General features: G+C 75.0%; 20 protein-coding genes. 8 read left to right on the plus strand and 12 right to left on the minus strand.

The window, feature by feature from the left end:
* Positions 1-352 precede the first annotated feature (352 nt).
* The gene (locus ABT403_RS11805) at positions 353-1,084 is read right to left on the minus strand and encodes a VIT1/CCC1 transporter family protein (RefSeq protein ID WP_344154155.1); all 732 of its coding nucleotides are present in this window, start codon (positions 1,082-1,084) and stop codon (positions 353-355) included.
* Between the two features lie 269 nt (positions 1,085-1,353).
* Between ABT403_RS11805 and ABT403_RS11810 the strand changes: the two genes are divergently transcribed.
* The 7 genes from ABT403_RS11810 to ABT403_RS11840 are packed head-to-tail and all read left to right on the plus strand — an operon-like array spanning position 1,354 to position 9,629.
* A complete protein-coding gene (locus ABT403_RS11810; protein WP_344154152.1) occupies positions 1,354-2,334 on the plus strand; it encodes an ADP-ribosylglycohydrolase family protein in 981 nt (326 codons plus the stop codon).
* Positions 2,331-3,878 carry an ADP-ribosylglycohydrolase family protein gene (locus ABT403_RS11815; protein WP_344154149.1) on the plus strand — a complete coding sequence of 516 codons (1,548 nt, stop codon included), beginning with the start codon at positions 2,331-2,333 and terminating at the stop codon, positions 3,876-3,878. The genes ABT403_RS11810 and ABT403_RS11815 overlap by 4 nt, the downstream gene beginning before the upstream one ends.
* A 7-nt stretch (positions 3,879-3,885) precedes the next feature.
* Positions 3,886-5,028, plus strand: coding sequence for an ADP-ribosylglycohydrolase family protein (locus ABT403_RS11820; protein ID WP_344154146.1), 1,143 nt, complete (start codon positions 3,886-3,888; stop codon positions 5,026-5,028).
* Positions 5,028-6,584 carry an ADP-ribosylglycohydrolase family protein gene (locus ABT403_RS11825; protein WP_344154143.1) on the plus strand — a complete coding sequence of 519 codons (1,557 nt, stop codon included), beginning with the start codon at positions 5,028-5,030 and terminating at the stop codon, positions 6,582-6,584. Before ABT403_RS11820 ends, ABT403_RS11825 begins: the two co-directional genes overlap by 1 nt.
* Positions 6,581-7,492, plus strand: a complete 912-nt coding sequence (rbsK, locus tag ABT403_RS11830; RefSeq protein WP_344154140.1) for a ribokinase — start codon at positions 6,581-6,583, stop codon at positions 7,490-7,492. The genes ABT403_RS11825 and rbsK overlap by 4 nt, the downstream gene beginning before the upstream one ends.
* The gene (locus ABT403_RS11835; protein ID WP_344154137.1) at positions 7,489-8,823 is read left to right on the plus strand and encodes a CaiB/BaiF CoA transferase family protein; all 1,335 of its coding nucleotides are present in this window, start codon (positions 7,489-7,491) and stop codon (positions 8,821-8,823) included. The genes rbsK and ABT403_RS11835 overlap by 4 nt, the downstream gene beginning before the upstream one ends.
* Complete coding sequence (locus tag ABT403_RS11840; RefSeq protein WP_344154134.1) at positions 8,820-9,629, plus strand: HpcH/HpaI aldolase/citrate lyase family protein; 810 nt, start codon at positions 8,820-8,822, stop codon at positions 9,627-9,629. Before ABT403_RS11835 ends, ABT403_RS11840 begins: the two co-directional genes overlap by 4 nt.
* A gap of 300 nt (positions 9,630-9,929) precedes the next feature.
* On the opposite strand, the gene lgt is transcribed toward ABT403_RS11840, so the two are convergent.
* From lgt to hisI, 11 genes are all read right to left on the minus strand, one after another.
* Positions 9,930-10,940, minus strand: a complete 1,011-nt coding sequence (gene lgt / locus ABT403_RS11845) for a prolipoprotein diacylglyceryl transferase (RefSeq protein ID WP_344154131.1) — start codon at positions 10,938-10,940, stop codon at positions 9,930-9,932.
* 89 nt (positions 10,941-11,029) lie between these two features.
* Entirely contained in the window at positions 11,030-11,965 is a 936-nt protein-coding gene (locus ABT403_RS11850; protein ID WP_344154128.1) for a DsbA family protein, read from the minus strand.
* Positions 11,966-12,060: 95 nt separating this feature from the next.
* On the minus strand, positions 12,061-12,879 hold the full coding sequence (gene trpA, locus ABT403_RS11855; RefSeq protein WP_344154125.1) for a tryptophan synthase subunit alpha: 819 nt from the start codon (positions 12,877-12,879) through the stop codon (positions 12,061-12,063).
* Entirely contained in the window at positions 12,876-14,129 is a 1,254-nt protein-coding gene (gene trpB / locus ABT403_RS11860) for a tryptophan synthase subunit beta (RefSeq protein WP_344154122.1), read from the minus strand. Before trpB ends, trpA begins: the two co-directional genes overlap by 4 nt.
* A 213-nt stretch (positions 14,130-14,342) precedes the next feature.
* Positions 14,343-14,552: a tryptophan biosynthesis modulator TrpM gene (gene trpM, locus ABT403_RS11865; RefSeq protein ID WP_045950210.1), complete on the minus strand. Its 210-nt coding sequence runs from the start codon at positions 14,550-14,552 to the stop codon at positions 14,343-14,345.
* Positions 14,553-14,560: 8 nt separating this feature from the next.
* A complete protein-coding gene (gene trpC, locus ABT403_RS11870; RefSeq protein ID WP_045950211.1) occupies positions 14,561-15,370 on the minus strand; it encodes an indole-3-glycerol phosphate synthase TrpC in 810 nt (269 codons plus the stop codon).
* Between the two features lie 182 nt (positions 15,371-15,552).
* Positions 15,553-16,053 carry a DUF2752 domain-containing protein gene (locus ABT403_RS11875; protein ID WP_344154113.1) on the minus strand — a complete coding sequence of 167 codons (501 nt, stop codon included), beginning with the start codon at positions 16,051-16,053 and terminating at the stop codon, positions 15,553-15,555.
* A gap of 53 nt (positions 16,054-16,106) precedes the next feature.
* Positions 16,107-16,358, minus strand: a complete 252-nt coding sequence (locus ABT403_RS11880; protein ID WP_344154110.1) for an HGxxPAAW family protein — start codon at positions 16,356-16,358, stop codon at positions 16,107-16,109.
* Positions 16,359-16,491: 133 nt separating this feature from the next.
* A complete protein-coding gene (locus ABT403_RS11885; protein ID WP_344154107.1) occupies positions 16,492-17,127 on the minus strand; it encodes a TIGR02234 family membrane protein in 636 nt (211 codons plus the stop codon).
* Between the two features lie 14 nt (positions 17,128-17,141).
* Positions 17,142-18,632 (minus strand): anthranilate synthase component I, encoded by a 1,491-nt coding sequence (locus ABT403_RS11890; protein WP_344154104.1) that lies wholly within the window; start codon positions 18,630-18,632, stop codon positions 17,142-17,144.
* A 19-nt stretch (positions 18,633-18,651) separates the two neighbouring features.
* Positions 18,652-19,017, minus strand: a complete 366-nt coding sequence (gene hisI, locus ABT403_RS11895) for a phosphoribosyl-AMP cyclohydrolase (protein ID WP_079425998.1) — start codon at positions 19,015-19,017, stop codon at positions 18,652-18,654.
* Positions 19,018-19,101: 84 nt separating this feature from the next.
* Between hisI and ABT403_RS11900 the strand changes: the two genes are divergently transcribed.
* The gene (locus tag ABT403_RS11900; protein ID WP_344154098.1) at positions 19,102-19,734 is read left to right on the plus strand and encodes a TIGR03085 family metal-binding protein; all 633 of its coding nucleotides are present in this window, start codon (positions 19,102-19,104) and stop codon (positions 19,732-19,734) included.
* Positions 19,735-19,768: the final 34 nt, after the last annotated feature.

A 19,768-nucleotide genomic window follows, 5' to 3' on the forward strand; every position in this document is an offset into this window, starting at 1 on the left:
GGAACGCATCGGCTCTCCCGTCGTCGTCGTGGCAATGTGCTGGCCGAGGGACGACGTTGGCCCTCTGCGAAATTTCGTGCAGGTTACATGATGACGGCAATTCCGAGAAGCGGATATGGCGTTCCAGCATGCGGACACTGCGCGAGGCAGAAAGAAGGGACCTTCAAGGGATCGCGGGGGTTGGAACGGCCTTGGGAGCTTTCCGCGTATACGACTCGGGGTGAAGGTCCCGGCGCGAAACGGGCATCGTTGCCCGGCGCCCTGGTCTGATGCCCGGCGGGAGCGGAAGTGAAACCACCGGATTCGAGACTACTTATGTTGCGTACTGCATAGTGTCTCACTCCCGGGGCTCTTAGCCTATGGCGCCGCCGATCCAGGTTCCCAGGACGTACGTCACACCGGCGGCGGCACCACCCAGGACAAGCTGGCGCATACCGCTGTACCACCAGGACCTGGCCGTCACCCGGGCCACCACCGCGCCGCAGGCGAAGAGCCCGGCGAGCGCCAGCAGCACGGCCGGCCACAGGGCGGTCGCCCCGAGCAGGTAGGGCAGTACGGGCAGCAGCGCGCCCAGCGCGAAGGAGCCGAAGGAGGAGACGGCGGCGACCAGCGGCGAGGGCAGGTCCTCGGGGTCGATGCCGAGCTCCTCACGGGCGTGGATCTCCAGCGCCTGCTCCGGGTCGCGGGACAGCTGCATGGCCACCTCGCGGGCGAGGGCGGGCTCGACCCCGCGCGAGACGTAGAGCTCGGCGAGCTCCTCCATCTCGTCGACGGGGTGCTTGCGCAGCTGCTGGCGCTCGACGTCGAGCTCGGCGAGGACCAGCTCGCGCTGCGAGGCGACGGAGGTGTACTCGCCGGCCGCCATCGAGAAGGCACCGGCGGCCAGCCCGGCGAGGCCGGTGATGACGATGGTCTGCGGGGCCACCGCGCCGCCCGCCACGCCGGTCATCAGGGCGAGGTTGGAGACCAGGCCGTCCATGGCGCCGAAGACGGCCGGGCGCAGCCAGCCGCCGTTGACGTCGCGGTGGGTGTGGTTGTCGCGGTGGGCGGTGTGCAGCGGCGCTTCGGTGTCGATGATGGACATGCGGCGTATCTCCCCTTTTCGCATGAGTGGGTACGCGAAAGCGACGCGCAGCCGTGCCCTCCCCGGGCACTCCCCTGAACACCTCGAAACTACGCACGATTTACGGCCGCCGCCAGCAAGGAAGGCCGTACTTACCTGGGCTTTCGCGGATCGGCGACCGGGTGACGGGGGTGTTCGGGGGGTGTTTCGCGGCGACCGACAAACCTCATGGCGTGGCACAAATCCCCCAGGGACTCATGATGGGTCCCATCACGTGGGAGAGGCGCGCCATGGAGCTGGTCGCATGCAATCCGCAAGTCCTCCTGGAACGGGCCAGGGGCGCGCTGCTCGGCCTCGCCGTGGGTGACGCGCTGGGCGCCCCCGCGGAGAACATGAAGCCGTCGGAGATCCGCGCGCGGTGGGGCCGGATCGAGGGCTTCGTGTCGGAGGACCCGGCGGGGACGGACGACACGGAGTACGCGATCTTCTCCGGCCTGCTGCTGGCCCGGCACGGCTCAGCGCTGACCGTGGCGCACGTGGAGAGGGCCTGGCACCACTGGATCGCCGACCTGGACGAGGGCCCGTTCCGCGGGGCGGGCTTCTCCGAGCGGGGCACCCTGGAGAACCTGCGCCGGGGCCTGGCCGCGCCCATCTCGGCGCAGCACCGGCACGCGTGGTCGGACGGGCTGGCGATGCGGGCGGCCCCGTTCGGGGTCTTCGCGGCGGGCCGCCCGGCGGAGGCGGCGCGGCTGGTGGCGATCGACGGCACGGTCAGCCACGACGGGGAGGGCATCTACGGCGGGCAGGCGGTGGCCGCCGGGGTCGCCGCCGCGATGGCCGGGGGCTCCCCCGCCTCCGTGGTCTCGGCGGCCCTGTCGGTCATCCCCTCCGACTCGTGGACGGCCCGCTCCCTGCGCCGCGCGGTCACCGCCGCCCCGCGCGGGGAGCGGGCGGTGCGGTCGGCGGTGGTCATCGGGGGCTACCCGTGGACGGACCTGGCCCCGGAGGCGGTGGGGCTGGCGTTCGGGGCGTTCGCCGCCTGCGGGGGCGACTTCCCGGCGTCGGTCCTGACGGCCGTGAACATGGGCCGGGACGCCGACACCACGGCGGCGGTGGCGGGCGCCCTGGCCGGAGCCCTGTCGGGCGCCGCCGCCATCCCCGCCGACTGGTCCTCGGCCATCGGCCCGGTCCGCGGCAGCTGCCTCCCGTCGATGCGCGGCTACCACGTCCTGGACATCGCGGACCTCCTCACCCCGGAGCCCGCCCGATGACCCCACCACCCGCCGGACCGGAGACGGGCGACGCCCGCACCGTCCCGGCGCCGGGAGGACCGGGCCGGGAGCCCGCGCCCCCGGGCGCCGACGGACCCGAGCACCTGACCGTGCCGACGGCCCCCCGCCCGGCGGCCGAAGAAACCGCCGGACCGGGCAAGGGGGCCGCCACCCCGCCTCCCGTCACGGGGGCGGAAGCCCTCCAGACCGTCCCGCCGCCGGGACATGACGCCGGACACCCGACCGCCCGCCCGTACGACCCCGCCCGTTCCGTCCCGGCGCCGGGACACCGCGCCGGGGCCCCGGCCGCCGGCCCCTACGACGCCGCCCTGGCGGGCGCCCCGCCGGAGGCGGCCCGTAGGGACCCGGCCCCGGCCGGGACTCCGGACGCGGCCCGCGCCGCCCCGGTCCCCGTCGCCCCGCCGGAGGCGGACCGGCGGATCGAGGGGCTGTTGCTCGGGCTCGCCGCAGGCGACGCCGCCGGGTGGCCCGCCGCGCGGCACCGGGCCAGCCGGATGCCCCAGTGGACCCGCCGCCTGACCCGCGAGCTCGACACCTTCGCCGAGCAGAACGCCACCACCACCCTCCCCGTCCCCATCGCCCTCAACCAGCCCCCCGAACCCCTGCGCCTCGGCCCCTCCGACGACGCCGAATGGGCCGCCTTCGCCGCCGAGTCCGTCCTCACCGCCGCCGGAGCCCTGCTCAGCGACCTGTCCCGGTCCCGCCGCATGCGCGCCGCCATCGACCTCGCCTGGAACGCCCTGGCCAGCGAGGTCGCCGCCGCGGCGGAACGGGCCCCCGAGGTCGAGTCCGCCGTGCTGCCGATGCGCGCGCGGATCTCCGTACGGGCCGGCCTCGGCAACCTGGCCGCGGGCCTGCGGCCGCCCGCCACCGGCCACGACAACCCGCACTACTTCGACGACGCCGCCTGCGTACGCGCCTGCGTGCTCGCCGTCGTCCACCCCGGCGACCCCCGCGCGGCCGCCGAGCTCGCCGAGTTCGACGCCCGCTACACCCAGGACGGGGACGGGGTCCACGGCGCACGCGCCATGGCCGCCGCCGTCGCCGCCGCCCTGGCCGGGGCCGGCACCGACGCCGCCGTCGAGGCCGCCCTCGAACAGCTGCCCGCCGCCACCGAGATCGGCCGCAACGCCCGGCACGCCGTCGCGCTCGCCCGCGCCGACGGGGAGGGCGCCTTCGCCCTGGTCCCGCTCCTGGAGCACCAGATCGTGGACCACGTCTACAGCTACGGCATCGCCGCCGCCGAGACCGTCCCCGTCGCCCTCGCCCTGGCCACCGCCGCCCGCGGCCGGGCCGCCGAGGCCGTCCCGGCCGCCGCCTGCCTCTCGCGCGTCGCCGACTCCGCCCCCGCCCTCGCGGGCGCCCTCACCGGCGCCCTGGGCGGCGGCGGCTCCCTGCCCGCCTCCTGGCGCGAGGCCTGCCGCGTCCTGTCCGGCTGCGCGCTGCCCCGCCTGGCCGGAACCGACCTGGTCGAACTCGCCGCGCTCCTCACCCGTACGGAACTCACCTCACCCAAGGAATGATTCGGACATGACCCCCACCCTGGAGGACCGGATCACCGGCTCCCTCGTCGGCGCCGCCGTCGGCGACGCCCTCGGCGGACCGGTGGAGGGCTGGTCCCCCGAGCAGATCGCCGAACGGCACGGCGGCCGCGTGCACGGCATCGTGGGCCCCTGGTACGAGGACTGGCGCACCGCCCGCCCCATCGCGCCGTACCACAAGGGCGACGGGCACGTCACCGACGACACCCTCATGACGCACGCCCTGGTGCGGGTGTACGAGACCGTACGGGACCACCTGGACGCGTACGCCATCGCCGACCACCTCGTACCGGACCTGATGTCCGTCCCGCGCTGGATCCCCGAGCTGGAGGCCGAAGCCCTCCCGCTCCAGCGGGTGTTCCTCGCCGAGAAGTGGATCGTGACGCGGCTGCACTACGCGCACGCCGACCCGCGCGAGGCCGGCAGCGGCAACATCGTCAACTGCGGTGCGGCGATGTACATGGCGCCGGTCGGACTGGTCAACGCGGGCAATCCGCACGGCGCCTACGCCGAGGCGCTGGACGTCGCGGGCGCGCACCAGTCCTCGTACGGGCGGGAGGCGGCCGGGGTGTTCGCGGCGGCGGTGGCGGCGGCGTGCCTGCCGGGGGCGACGGCCGCCTCCGTGGTGGACACGGCGCTGGACCTGGCCAAGGACGGCACCCGGGCGGCCATCGCGGCGGTCCGGGACGCCGCCCTGCGCCACCGGGACGTCGAGTCGGCGCTGGGGCCGCTGCGGGAGGCGGTGGCCCCGTACGACTCGGTCGGCCCCGACTACCGGGCGCCCTCACTCGGCGCCCGGCGACCCTCGCGGCTGCACGCGATCGAGGAACTGCCGATCGCGCTCGGGATGCTGCTGGTCGCGGACGGCGCGTACGAGACGGCGGTGCTCGGGGCCGTCAACTACGGGCGGGACTGCGACTCCACGGCCGGGATGGCGGGGGCGCTCGCGGGCGCGCTGGGCGGTGCGGACGCGGTACCGGCCGGCTGGGCCAAGCGGGTCGCCGAGGCCAGCCGGCTGGACCTGCACGCCCCGGCGGCCGCGCTGGCGGCGGTGGCCCGGGAGGTCTTCGCCCGCGACCGCACCCGCCGCCGCGCCCACGAATCCGCCTTCGCCACCCTCACGTCACCATGATGACGACCGACCCCGCCCGGTCTGCGGCCCCACGCGGCGGGGCCCCGCACACCGCCGCCGGACGCGACCGGGCGCCGGCCGGCACGACGGGCCCCGGGGCGGACCCGGCTCCGGGCCGCCCGGAGCTCGTACGGCTGACCTGGGCGCAGCCCGAGGACCTCGTCGGGCACGAGCTGCGGCAGGCCGCCGAGGACGGCCGGGACGCCGGGCCGCTGCTGCGGGCCTGGCTGGCGGCGGGCGGCCGGCCGGCCCCCGCCCGGGCCGGCGCCTCCCCCGACCCGGCGGGGCCGGAACTGCGCGCGCTCGCGACCCGCCTCCTGGACGAACTCGCCGCCCTGCCGGTCCCCTCGGCCGCCGGCGAACCCACCGCGTGGCCCGCCCTCCGGGCGACCTGGCCCCGCGCCGCCGACGCCGCCCCGCGCACCCCCTCGGGAGCCGCTGCGGCCCGGCGGGCGGGGCCGGGGGGTGCCGCCCCCGGGGCGGGCGCCCGGGTGGATCCCGCACTGGCGGCCCGGCTGGAGGCCGCCTGGGTGGGGCGGGCCGTGGGATGCGTGCTCGGGAAGCCAGTCGAGAAGCTGCCGCTCCACGGCATCCGGGCGCTGGCCCGGGCCGCCGGCAACTGGCCGCTCGACGACTGGTTCACCGCCCGCGGCGTCCCCCCGGAGCTGCTCGCCGCCCACCCCTGGAACCGCCGCTCCGCCGGCACCTCCCTCGCCGAGAACATCGACGGCACGCCCGAGGACGACGACCTGAACCACCCCCTGCTCGGCCTGCGCCTCCTCCAGCGCCACGGCAAGGGATTCACCACCGCCGACCTCGCCCGCCTCTGGCTCGACGAGCTCCCGGCCGGCCGGGCCTTCACCGCCGAGCGGATCGCCTACCGCAACCTGCTCCTGGGCCTGGAGCCCCCGCTCACCGCCACCCACCACAACCCCTTCCGCGAGTGGATCGGCGCCCTGATCCGCGCCGACGTCCACGGCTGGACCAACCCCGGCGACCCGGCCGCCGCCGCCGGACAGGCCTGGCGGGACGCCACCCTCAGCCACACCGCCAACGGCGTCTACGCCGCCCTGTTCGCCGCCGCCACCATCGCCGAGGCCGCCTCCGGCCGGGCCGACGTGCACGACGCGCTCCGGGCCGGGCTGGCCGTCGTACCGCCCCGCTCGCGCCTCGCCGAGGCCGTCCGCACCGGGATCCGCACCGCCCGCGCGGAGCGCGACTTCGAGCGGGTCGTCGACCGGCTGCACGCCCGCTACGGCGGCTACCACTGGGTGCACGCCGTACCCAACACCGCCCTGATCGCGGCCGCCCTCACCCACGCCGACGGGGACTTCACCCGCTCCGTGTGCGGGGCGGTGTCCGGCGGCTGGGACACCGATTCCAACGGGGCCACCGCCGGCTCGGTCGCCGGGCTGCTCGCCGGGTCCCCCGACCGGATCCCGGAGCGGTGGACCGCGCCGCTCAAGAACCGTCTCTCCACCACCGTCGCCGGTTTCGACGGCGCCGGCTTCGACACCCTCGCCCGTCTCACCGCCCAGGAGGCAGCCCTACCATGACGGCCATCGCCGTGCTCGGCAGTACGAACATGGACCTCGTCGCCTACGTCCCCAAGGCCCCGCACCCCGGGGAGACCGTCACCGGACGGGAGTTCCGCACCGTCCCCGGCGGCAAGGGCGCCAACCAGGCCGTGGCCGCCGCCCGGCTCGGCGGGGAGGTGGTGATGATCGGCGCGGTCGGCGCGGACGAGTTCGGCGTACGGCTGCGGGCGGCCCTCGCCGCGTCGGGGGTGGAGACCGCCGCCCTGCGCACCGTCGAGGGGGCCAGCGGGACCGCCCACATCACCGTCGACGACGAGGGCGCGAACAGCATCATCGTCATCCCCGGCGCCAACGGCCGCGTCACCGGCCTGGAGCCGGGCGACGACTCCCGCATCGGCGCCGCCGACTGCCTGCTCCTCCAGCTGGAACTCCCCCTGGAGGCCGTGCTCGCGGGCGCCCGCGCCGCCCGCGCCCACGGCGTGCGCACGGTGCTGACCCCGGCGCCCGCGCAGCCGCTGCCCGCCGAACTCCTCGCCGCCACCGACCTGCTGGTCCCGAACGAGCACGAGGCCGCCGCGCTGACCGGGCTCACCGACCCGCACCGGGCCGCAGAGGCACTGCTGCGGGAGGTGCCGGAGGTGGTGATCACCCTGGGCGCGGCGGGCTCCCTGTACGCGGCCCGGGGGCGGGCCCCGCTGACCGTGCCCGCGCCCCGGGTGCGGGCCGTGGACACCACCGCCGCCGGGGACACCTTCGTGGGGGCGCTCGCGGTGGCCCTCGGCGAGGGCCGGCCGGTGCCGGAGGCGCTGCGCTGGGCCTCGGTGGCGGCGGCACTGTCGGTGCAGCGGCCCGGGGCGCAGTCCTCGATGCCGACGCGCACGGAGACGGACACGGCCGCCCTGGCCGCCGACGGGGCCACCCCATGAGCCCCACCGCCCCCGCCCCGGGCCCCGACCGGGCCACCCCGGAGACCGACCCCGCCTCCGGCACCGGCCCGGGCCCCGGCCCGGACCGCACCCCGGCCCCCGGCCCCGGCCCGGGTCCGGGGCCCGGAGCCGGGCTCGGCCAGGCGCCCGGGCCCCTCGCCGGGCTGCGGGTGCTGGACCTGGCCACGCTCTTCGCCGGGCCGCTCGCCGCCACCCTGCTCGGGGACTTCGGGGCCGAGGTGGTCAAGGTCGAGCACCCCGCGCGGCCCGACCCCTCGCGCGGTCACGGACCCGCCAAGGACGGGGTCGGGCTCTGGTGGAAGCTGCTCGGGCGGAACAAGCGGACGATCACCCTCGACCTCTCCACGCCCGGCGGCCGGGACACCCTGCTGCGGCTGGCCGCCACCGCCGACGTGGTCGTCGAGAACTTCCGCCCCGGCACCCTGGAGCGGTGGGGCCTGGGCTGGCCCGAGCTGTCGGCCGCCAACCCCCGGCTGGTGCTGGCCCGCGTCACGGCCTTCGGCCAGCAGGGCCCGTACGCCCGCCGCCCCGGCTTCGGCACCCTCGCCGAGGCCATGAGCGGCTTCGCCGCGATCACCGGCGAGCCGGACGGCCCGCCGACCCTGCCGCCCTTCGGCCTCGCGGACTCGATCGCCGCGCTGACCTGCGCGTACGCCGTGATGACCGCCCTCGCCGGACGGGACCGGACCGGACAGGGGCAGGTGGTCGACCTGGCGATCATCGAGCCCATCCTCACCGTGCTGGGCCCGCACCCGCTCTGGTACGACCAGCTCGGCTACGTCCAGCCGCGCACCGGGAACCGCTCCGCCAACAACGCCCCCCGCAACACCTACCGCAGCGCGGACGGCCGCTGGCTGGCGGTGTCCGCGTCGGCCCGGTCCATCGCGGAGCGGGTGGTCCGCCTCGTCGGGCGCCCCGAGCTGGCCGACGAGCCCTGGTTCGGGACGGGGAGCGGCCGGGCCGCGCACACGCACGTCCTCGACGAGGCGGTCGGCGGCTGGATCGCCCGCCACAAGGCGGAGGAGGTGGTCATGGCCTTCGAGGAGGCGGAGGCGGCCGTCGCCCTGGTCTACGACGTACGGGACGTGATGGCCGACCCGCAGTTCGCGGCCCTCGACACCGTCACCGAGGTCGAGGACCCCGAACTCGGCCCGCTCCGCATGCAGAACGTCCTCTTCCGGCTGTCCGGGACCCCCGGCGGGATCCGCTGGGCGGGCCGCCCGCACGGCGCGGACACCGAAGCCGTCCTCACCGAGCTCGGCCTGACCCGGGCCGAGCTCACCGCTCTGCGCACGGAGGGTGCGTTGTGATCCTGACCTGGCTTTACGCACCCGGGGACCGCCCGGCGGTGGTGGAGAAGGCCCTGCGCTGCGGGGCGGACGCCGTCATCGTGGACCTGGAGGACTCGGTGTCGGCCTCCCGCAAGGAGTACGCCCGCGCCGCCACCGCCGAGCTGCTCACCGAACGCCCGCCGGTGCCGGTGCACGTCCGGGTGAACGCGCTGGGCTCCCCCTGGGCGGGCGCCGACCTCACGGCCCTGTCCCGGCTGCACGGGCTGGCGGGACTGCGGCTGCCGAAGGTGGACGCCCCGGAGCAGATCGTCCGGGTCGCGGACCGGACGGGCGGGGTGGCGCTGTACGCGCTGCTGGAGTCCGCGCTGGGGGTGGAGCGGGCGTACGAGATCGCCCGCGCGCACCCTTCCCTGCAGGGGCTGACCCTGGGTGAGGCGGACCTCTGCGCGGACCTCGGGGTGTGCGCGGAGGGCGGGCTGGACTGGCCGCGCTCCCGGGTGGTGGTGGCCGCCCGGGCCGCCGGGCTGGCGCCGCCGGCGCAGTCGGTGTTCCCGGACATCCGGGACCTGGAGGCGCTGGCCACCTCCTGCGCGCGGGGGCGGGCGCTGGGGTTCCTGGGGCGGGCGGCGATCCACCCGCGGCAGCTGCCGGTGATCGAACGGGCCTTCCTCCCGGGGCCGGAGGAGGTCGTCGCGGCGGAGGAGATCGTCTCGGCGGCCCGGGCGGCGCCGGGGGCCCTCGCCCTCCCGGACGGCCGCTTCGTGGACCCCGCCGTAGTGGCGGCGGCCCACCGCACCCTGTCGCTCGCGCGGCGCCCCCAGTAGCCCTGCGGGGCCTCTCCCCGCCCCACCCTTCGCCCGTTCCCCGGGTCCGGCCCCGGACCCCGTTCCTGGGGGCTCCGCCCCCAGACCCCCGCGCCTCAAACGCCGGCGGGGCTGGATTTCGCGCAGCGAAATTCCAGCCCGCGCGGCGTTTGAGCGCACCGGGCGCGGAGCGCCCGGAACGGGTCCGGGCAGCGCCCGGGGAACGGAGGAAGGGCGGGTAGGGGACTTCGCCCCGCGCAGCGGAGCCCCGGTACGCCGGAGGGGCGCCGCAGCACCTGCGACGCCCCTCCGGGTACGGGTTCAGCTCTTGTCGGCCTCCGGAGCCGACTTCGTCAGCCCGACCGGCTTCGCGTCGGCCTTCGCGTCCTCCTCGGCCGGCGCGGCGGCAGCCTCCGGCTTCGCGTCCTTCGGCCCCTCGGGGGCGTCAGCGGCGTCCCCGGCCCCGGCGGAGCCGCCCGCGTCCCCGGCGGAGCCGGCCGTGTCCCCCGACCCCCCGGAGGGCTCCGGCTCGACGACCTCCTCGCGGCCCGGCCGCAGCTTCGCCGAGAGGACGAAGTAGACCACCGCGAGGACGAAGACCACGATGGCCGTCCACACGTTCAGGCGCAGGCCCAGGATGTGGTGCGCCTCGTCGACCCGCATGTACTCGATCCAGACCCGCCCCGAGCAGTACGCGGCCACGTACAGGGCGAAGGCCCGCCCGTGCCCGAGCTTGAAGCGGCGGTCCGCCCAGATGACCAGGGCGGCGACGCCCAGGCACCACAGGGACTCGTACAGGAAGGTCGGGTGGTAGAGGCCGGCGACCCGGTTCGGGCCCTCGCTGATCTTCAGCGCCCACGGCAGGTCGGTGGGGCGGCCGTACAGCTCCTGGTTGAACCAGTTGCCCCAGCGGCCGAAGGCCTGGGCGACGGCGATGCCGGGGGCGAGGGCGTCGGCCCAGGCCGGCAGCGGGATGCCGCGCAGCCGGCAGCCGATCCAGGCACCGACCGCGCCCAGCGCGATCGCGCCCCAGATGCCGAGGCCGCCCTCCCAGATCTTGAAGGCGTCGACCCAGTCCCGGCCCTCGCCGAAGTAGAGCTGGTAGTCGGTGATCACGTGGTAGAGGCGACCGCCGACCAGGCCGAAGGGCACCGCCCACACCGCGATGTCCGCGACCGTGCCCGGCTTTCCGCCGCGCGCGATCCACCGCTTGTTGCCGAGCCAGACGGCGACGAAGACGCCGATGATGATGCAGAACGCGTAGCCGCGGAGCGGGATCGGCCCGAGATGGAGCACGCCGGTCGACGGACTGGGGATGTAAGCAAGGGTCATGGCAAGGCTGACGCTACCCTGCCGGGCGGTGGCCTCCGCAACCCGCCCGGCAAGCTGAAACCAAAACCACACACGGCGGTCGCCGCGGCTCAGTCCTCCGTAGTCCCCTTGGACACCGTCTTCGATCCGGCGGTGCCCGAGGCGCCCGAGGCGCCAGCCTTCGGCACGGAGCCCGGCTTCCCCGAGGCCGAGGCCGACGGGGAGGCGGAAGCGGAAGCCGACGGCTTCGGGGTCACTCCGGCGTTGGCCTCGACCTTCTCCTTCAGCTTCTGCGGGGTCAGCGGGTTGGCCTGGTCACCGAAGATGTCCTTGCCGTCGAGCAGGACGGTCGGCGTGCCCTTGAACTTTCCGGCCCGGAAGGCCTCGTGCGATTTCGCGACCCAGCTGTTGTGGGTGCCGCCCTCCACACAGGAGCGGAACGCGGGGGTGTCGAGTCCGTCGACCTTCCCCGACAGTTCCAGCAGCTTGGCGCTCTTGGCGTAGGCGTCGTCCGTCTCCTGCGGCTGGTTCACGAAGAGGACGTCGTGGTAGGCGCTGAACTTCCCGGCGTCCTGCGCGCACGCCGCGGCGTTCGCGGCGTTCAGGGAGCCGGAGCCGCGCATGTTGCCGTCGATCAGGGTCACCAGGTGGTACTCGATCTTGAGCAGGCCCCGGTTCTCCAGGTCGTGGAGGGTGTCCCGGTAGTTGTCCTCGAAGGCCTTGCACGCGGGGCAGCGGAAGTCCTCCCAGATCGTGAGGGTGGACTTGGCGCCGTCCTTGCCGGTCTGGATGGCGAGCGCGTCCTTGCCCGTGGCGCCCGAGGGGGCCGCGACGGGGCCCTTGGCGGACTTGTCGCCCTTGCCGGTGTTGGCCGCGATCACGCCGACGACGGCGGCGAGGCCGAGTACGCCGACCACCGCCCCGCCGACCACGAGGGCGCGCCTGCGCTTGTCCTTCCTCTTCTGCTGCTCGCGCTCCGCCTGGAGTCGCTCCCGGGCCGATCGTTTCGTCACATCGCGGTTCGCACCGTCGTTCTTCTCGCTCACGTTCCGCCAAACGAAGCGGGGAGGCACTCGCGTGCCTCCCCGCTCCCGATTCCACCCGATCGGGCTACAGAACCCCGATCCGGGCCCGTCCCGCGTCAGGACCTGCGTACGCCTTCCGCAAGGTCGCCCGCCAGTGCCCGCACGGCCTCCAGGCCGGTCGGCAGGTCCGGGGCGTCCAGCAGCAGCTTCACGAAGGCCGAGCCGACGATCACACCGTCGGCGAAGCCGGCGACCTGCCTGGCCTGGGCGGCGTTGGAGACGCCCAGGCCCACGCAGACCGGGAGCTCGGTGGTGGCGCGGGTGCGGCGGACCAGTTCCTGGGCCTCGTCGCCGACCGACTCACGGGTGCCGGTGACCCCCATGAGGGAGGCGGCGTAGACGAAACCGGAACCGGCCGCGGTGATGGTGGCCAGCCGCTCGTCCTTGCTGCTGGGGGCCACGACGAAGACGGTCGCCAGACCGTGCTTCGCCGCGTGCTCGCGCCACAGCGCGGACTCCTGGACCGGCAGGTCCGGCAGGATGCAGCCCGCGCCGCCGGCGGCGGCCAGCTCGGCGGTGAACCGCTCGACGCCGTAGCGGTCGATGGGGTTCCAGTACGTCATGACCAGGATCGGGACGCCGGTGGCCTCGTGGGCCTCGCGGACCGTGCGCAGCACGTCCGCGATCTTCACGCCGCCGCGCAGGGCGATGTCGTCGGCGGTCTGGATGACGGCGCCGTCCAGGACCGGGTCGCTGTGCGGCAGGCCGATCTCGACGACGTCGGCGCCGCCGGCGATGACGGCCTTGACGGCCTCGATGCCGCCGTCGACGGTGGGGAAGCCGGCCGGGAGGTAGGCGACGAGGGCGGCGCGGTCCTCGGACTTCGCCTTGGCGAGGGTCGCGCTCAGCAGTTCGACGTTGCCCTGGTTGCTCACTTGTTCTCCCCCTCGGTCTCCGTGCCGTCGTACAGCCCGAAGTAGCGGGCCGCCGTGTCCATGTCCTTGTCGCCGCGACCGGACAGGTTGACCACGATCAGGCCCTCCGGGCCCAGCTCCTTGCCCAGGTCGAGGGCGCCCGCGAGGGCGTGCGCCGACTCGATGGCCGGGATGATGCCCTCGGTGCGCGACAGCAGGCGCAGGGCCTGCATGGCGGCGTCGTCGGTGACGGCGCGGTACTCGCCCCGGCCGCTGTCCTTGAGGTAGGAGTGCTCGGGGCCGATGCCCGGGTAGTCCAGGCCCGCGGAGATCGAGTAGGGCTCGGTGATCTGGCCCTCCTCGTCCTGGAGGACGTAGGAGCGGGAGCCGTGCAGGATGCCGGGCTCGCCCGCGGTCAGGGTGGCGGCGTGCTCGCCGGTCTCCACGCCGTGTCCGGCGGGCTCGAAGCCGACCAGGCGGACGTCCGCGTCGGGGATGAAGGCGTGGAAGAGGCCGATGGCGTTGGAACCGCCGCCGACGCAGGCCGCGACGGCGTCGGGGAGGCGTCCGGCGCGCTCGATGATCTGGCGGCGGGCCTCGACGCCGATGACCCGGTGGAAGTCGCGGACCATGGCCGGGAAGGGGTGCGGTCCGGCGACGGTGCCGAAGAGGTAGTGGGTCTGGTCCACGTTGGCGACCCAGTCGCGGAAGGCCTCGTTGATGGCGTCCTTGAGGGTCCGGGAGCCGGACTTCACGGCGATGACCTCGGCGCCGAGCATCCGCATGCGGGCCACGTTGAGGGCCTGGCGCCGGGTGTCGATCTCGCCCATGTAGATGGTGCAGTCGAGGCCGAAGAGGGCGCAGGCGGTGGCGGTGGCGACGCCGTGCTGGCCGGCGCCGGTCTCGGCGATGACGCGGGTCTTGCCCATGCGCTTGGTGAGCAGTGCCTGGCCCAGCACGTTGTTGATCTTGTGCGAGCCGGTGTGGTTGAGGTCCTCGCGCTTGAGGAAGATCCGGGCGCCGCCGGCGTGCTCGGCGAAGCGGGGGACCTCGGTCAGGGCGCTGGGGCGGCCCGTGTAGTTGACCATGAGGTCGTTGAGTTCGGCGGCGAAGGCGGGGTCGCCCTTGGCCTTCTCGTACTCGACGGCGACCTCGTCGACGGCGGCGACGAGGGCCTCGGGGATGAACTTGCCGCCGAAGTCGCCGAAGTAGCCCTCGGCGTTGGGGACGTGCCCCTCCGGGTCCGGGATGAAGAACGAGCTGGTGGACATGCCACTACTCCTACGTGGTGCGATATGCGATGCCGACGGGTGGCTGGGATGCACCGTATTGCGCCGTCGGTCCGCCGCCCGCGCACCCCGCTGGAGGGGGTGGGGGTACGGACGGAGCGGCCCTCGCCGGGAGCCGGTGGACGGCTCGGGGCGCGGGCCGTACGCGGTCGGCCGCGCCCGGCGCCCAGGGGTGCCGGGCGGGCGGAGCCGTCGTTACGACGCGGCTCCGCCGCGCCATCGCATGCCGTTGACCTGACCGGGCTCGGAGCCGATCACATAGCGCACCCGCCGCCCGTGGACGCGCCGGGCCGGGGCGCGGCAGCCGCGGGGGCGGCAGCCGCGCGCCAGGGGCGCGTGCGCCGTCGGCACGCCGGCCGGGCCGTGGCCCGGCCGGGTGCGGACGGAGGGGCGGGAGGGGGCCATGGGAGGGGTCAGCTCCGCCCGTGGCGCAGGGCGGGGTGGGCGCCGGCGGCGACGAGGTCGGCCACGGCCGCCTTCGGGTCGCGGCCGGTGACCAGGGACTCGCCGACGAGGACGGCGTCGGCGCCCTCGTTGGCGTAGGCGATCAGGTCGTGGGGTCCGCGGATGCCGGACTCGGCGACCTTCACGATGTGGGGCGGGATCTCGCCGACGACGCGCTCGAAGGTGGAGCGGTCGACCTTGAGGTCCTTGAGGTTGCGCGCGTTGACGCCGATGATCTTGGCGCCTGCGGCGACGGCCCGTTCGATCTCCTCCTCGTCGTGGACCTCCACGAGCGGGGTGAGGCCGATGGACTCGGCCCGCTCGATGAGGGAGACGAGGGCTTCCTGGTCCAGCGCCGCCACGATCAGCAGCACGAGGTCGGCGCCGTAGGCGCGGGCCTCCCACAGCTGGTAGGCCGTGACGATGAAGTCCTTGCGCAGGATCGGGATGTCGACGCGGGCGCGGACGGCCTCCAGGTCGGCCAGGGAGCCGCCGAAACGGCGCTGTTCGGTGAGGACGGAGATGACCGCCGCACCGCCCGCCTCGTAGTCGGCGGCGAGCCCGGCCGGGTCGGCGATCGCGGCCAGCGCGCCCTTGGAGGGGCTGGAGCGCTTGACCTCACAGATCACCTTGACGCCGTCGCCGCGCAGGGCCGCGACGCCGTCCTTGGCCTGGGGCGCCTTGGCGGCACGCTCCTTGAGCTCGTCGAGGCTCACGCGGGCCTGCCGTTCGGCAAGGTCTTCGCGGACCCCTTCGATGATCTCGTCGAGCACACTCACGCGAGCGGCCCCCTTCCGGGTCGATGACGTTCGGCCGCCTTGCGGACACGTACCACTGCAAGGTCAGCACTCAAATGGTATCCGCAGGTCGCCACGGCCTCCGCACGGACTTCACGGCGTCCCAGGGTCTGGACACTCGGAATATGGGGTTCCTCCAGTCGTCCGGCAGGCCCTTCGCCAACTCAGGGGGCCAAAGCGGATCCGATCGGTAGGTTTCGGACAATCGAGAAGCCCAGCGCCAGAGCGCCGATCGCCCACCACCAGCCCGGCCGCAGGACGATCCGGGGCACCGGACGGCCACGGAAGGCCCGCAGCAGCCACAGCGCCGTGAAGGCCGCGAAGACCAGGTAGCCGGCGACGGCCATGGCGTTGTCCCCCAGGGCCGTGACGAGGTCCCCGCGCGCGAAGGCGTGCGCGCTGCGCAGTCCCCCGCAGCCGGGGCACAGCAGGCCGGTGAGCCGGAACAGCGGGCAGACCGGGTAGTGGCCGGGCTCGTTGGGGTCCACGGCGCCCACGTACGCGAAGGCGGCCACGGCCCCGGCCAGGGTGAGCGCCGGAGCCGCCAGCCGCCGCGCCCGGGAGGCCGGCACGGGGGCCGGGGCCGGCGGCCCGGGCGGCCACGGCGCGGCGGCCGGACCGGGGGGAGTACTGGAGGCGTCCACCCGCTGATTCTCTCCGCTCATGACAAAAGGCGCAGCCCGACCGGGCCGCGCCTTCCGTGCGCCAGGGGGCAGGCTCAGGCCTTCGCGGCGAGCTGCTTGGCGGCGATGACCTCGGCGAGGTCACGGTAGGCGGGCTTCGGCATGCCCATGCCCGCGGCCTTCATCGCGAGGCCGACGACACCGCCGAGCGCGACGACGACCAGGCCCGCCCAGAACCCGACCGGGTTCGCCAGCACCATGAAGGCGCCGGAGACGCAGAAACCGATGAAGGAAATGACGACACCGGTCCAGGCGGCCGGGGTGTGTCCGTGGCTCGTGCCCGCCATGAGTTGCTCCTCGTTGATCTGTCGGGCGTGACGTCTCGCACGCTCGGTGCCATTGTCCCGCACGCGGGGTGCGGATTAACCGGGGGGTGGCCCGTTCCAGGGGGTGAGCCGCGCGCCGGGCGGGGCCGGGGTCTCAGCCCGTCGGGTCCTCGCCCCGGTCCAGGGCCTTCCACAGGTCCTCCGGCCGGTCGGGGTCCACCGGCGCGGGCGTACGCCGGCGGGGGCTGCCGTCGCGCTCGTAGCGGCCGCCCATCGCGGGCCAGCTGCGGCCGAAGCGCAGCGCCAGCAGCCCGGCGAGCAGGATCAGGGCCGCGCCCGCCGCCGTGATGTACGGCCAGGCCGTATGGCTGAGCTCCACCACCCGTGCGGCGGTGTCAGCGGTCGCCACGGCGGCCCGCTCGTCCAGCGCCCGGCGGTCGTCGGCGGCGGCCACCGCCGACAGGGCGGCGCCCAGGCCGCTCAGCGCGAGCAGCGCGGAGACCAGCAGCCGGCCCCGGCCGCGTACGGCGAACACCGCGACGAGGGCGGCGAGGCCGACGATGGCCAGGGCGGCCGGGAGGCCGGTGACGGCCCGCCCGTCGGCGGTCAGCGGGAGCGAACCGCCCCCGACGGCGGCGCTGCCCCGGGCCCAGACGCGGCCGGAGGCGAGCAGGACGACGGTGGCGCCGAGCGCGCCGAGCAGCAGGGCGACGGCCACCGTGCGGCGGCCGGCCCCGCTCTCGGGGGCGTCGGCGTTCGGGGACAGGGGTACGGCACTCACGTACCCCACTATCCCCTACGCCCTCAGCCGCGGTGGAGGCGGTTCGCCGCTCCCACCGCGCGGAGCACGGCGGCGGCCTTGTTGCGGCACTCCCGGTCCTCCAGCTCGGGCACCGAGTCGGCGACCACACCGGCGCCGGCCTGGACGTACGCCGTCCCGTCGCGCAGCAGGGCGGTACGGATGGCGATGGCCGTGTCGGAGTCCCCGGCGAAGTCCAGGTAGCCGACGCAGCCCCCGTACAGGCCGCGGCGGGAGGGCTCCAGCTCCTCGATGATCTGCATGGCGCGCGGCTTGGGCGCGCCGGAGAGGGTGCCCGCGGGGAAGCAGGCGGTGAGCACGTCGAAGGCGGTCTTCCCCTCGGCGACCCGTCCGGTGACGGTGGAGACGATGTGCATGACGTGCGAGTACCGCTCGATCGACATGAAGTCGACGACCTCCACCGAGCCCGGCTCGCAGACCCGTCCGAGGTCGTTGCGCCCGAGGTCGACGAGCATCAGGTGCTCGGCGCGTTCCTTGGGGTCGGCCAGCAGCTCGTCGGCGAGGTCGTTGTCCTCCTGCGGGGTGGCGCCGCGGTGGCGGGTGCCGGCGATGGGGTGGACCATGGCCCGCCCGTCCTCGACCTTCACCAGCGCCTCGGGGCTGGAGCCGACCACGTCGAAGCCGTTCTCGAAGCGGAAGAGGTACATGTACGGGGACGGGTTGGTGGCGCGCAGGACCCGGTAGACGTCCAGCGCGGAGGCCTCGCAGGGGGTCTCGAACCGCTGGGAGGGCACCACCTGGAAGGCCTCTCCGGCCCGGATGCGCTCCTTCACGTCCTCGACGGCGGCCTGGTACTTCTCGCCGCCCCACAGGGCCTCGAAGGCCGGGAGCTCGGACTCGGGCAGCGCGGCCGGCGCGTAGGGGGCGGGCCGGGCCAGGTCGGCCTCCATCGCGTCGAGCCGGGCCACGGCGTCCGCGTAGGCCTCGTCCACGCCCGTGTCGAGGTCGTTGTGGTTGATCGCGTTGGCGATGAGCTGGACCGTGCCGTCCCAGTGGTCGAGGACCGCCAGGTCGGAGGTGAGCAGCATGGTCAGCTCGGGGAGCCGGAGGTCGTCCTCCGTGTGGTCCCCGATGCGCTCCAGGCGGCGGACGATGTCGTAGCCCAGGTAGCCGACCATGCCGCCGGTGAAGGGGGGCATGCCGCCCGCCAGGTCACGCGGAGTGTGGAGGGCCTGGACGGTGGCGCGCAGGGCCTCCAGGGGGTCGCCGTCGACCGGGACGCCGACGGGCGGGGTGCCGATCCAGTGGGCCTCGCCGTCCTTGACGGTGAGGGTGGAGTCGCTGCGCACGCCGACGAAGGAGTAGCGGGACCAGGAGCGGCCGTTCTCGGCGGACTCCAGCAGGAAGGTGCCGGGCCGTTCGGCGGCCAGCTTGCGGTAGAGCCCGACCGGGGTGTCCCCGTCGGCGAGCAGCCGGCGGCTGACGGGGATGACACGGCGGTCGGCCGCGAGCTTGCGGAAGGTCTCGAGATCCATGGGGTGGGACCCTAACTGGCTAGTCGGCGTCGCTGAGCAGGACATCGGCGTCGAAGCAGGTGCGCGCGCCGGTGTGGCAGGCGGCACCCACCTGGTCGACCTTGACGAGCACGGTGTCGGCGTCGCAGTCGAGGGCGACGGACTTCACGTGCTGGTAGTGGCCCGAGGTGTCGCCCTTGACCCAGTACTCCTGACGGCTGCGCGACCAGTAGGTGCAGCGGCCGGTGGTGAGGGTGCGGTGCAGGGCCTCGTCGTCCATCCAGCCGAGCATGAGCACCTCTCCGGTGTCGTACTGCTGGGCGATGGCCGGGACCAGGCCGTCGGCGGAGCGCTTGAGGCGGGCGGCGACGGCGGGGTCGAGGGGGGACGTACTCATGGGCCCCATTGTGCCGCGCCGCGCCGGCCGTTATGGATCTCCGTCCGCCTGATGGGCAGCGGCGGGGCGGGTCCCGGCCGTAGGCTGGCCGGTATGTCTACCCATGCGAAGCGCGAACGTCTGCTCCTGGCCGACCTGTTGGAGGCCGCCGGGCCGCAGGCCCCGACGCTGTGCGAAGGCTGGACCTGCCGGGACCTGGCCGCGCACGTGGTGGTCCGCGAGCGCCGGCCGGACGCGGCGGGCGGGCTGCTGCTGAAGGTCCTCAAGGAGCGGCTGGACCGGGCCATGGCCGAGTACACGGCCAAGCCGTACGAGGAGCTGATCCGGCTGATCCGCACCGGCCCGCCGAAGCTGTCCGTGTACGCGCTGAAGCAGGTGGACGAGGCGGCGAACGCGGTGGAGTTCTTCGTGCACGCGGAAGACGTGCGGCGGGCCCAGCCGGAATGGTCGCCGCGCACGCTGGACCCGGTGTTCTCGGACGCGCTGTGGTCCCGGCTGGAGAAGCTGGCCCGGCTGACGGGCCGGCGCTCGCCGGTGGGCCTGGTGCTGCGCCGCCCGGACGGGCGCACGGCGGTGGCGCACAAGGGGGTGCCGGTGGTGACGGTGACGGGCGAGCCGGGTGAGCTGACGCTCTTCTGCTTCGGCCGGCAGGCCGCCGCCGCGGTGGACCTGGAGGGCGAGAAGGAATCCGTCTCCCGCCTGACGACGGCCCAGCTGGGCATCTGACCGGCGCCGCGCGGGGCGGGGAGACCGCCCCGCG

The sequence above is a fragment of the Streptomyces sp. NPDC000075 genome, assembly GCF_040301925.1.
In the GTDB taxonomy this organism is placed as follows: Bacteria; Actinomycetota; Actinomycetes; order Streptomycetales; family Streptomycetaceae; genus Streptomyces; species Streptomyces polychromogenes.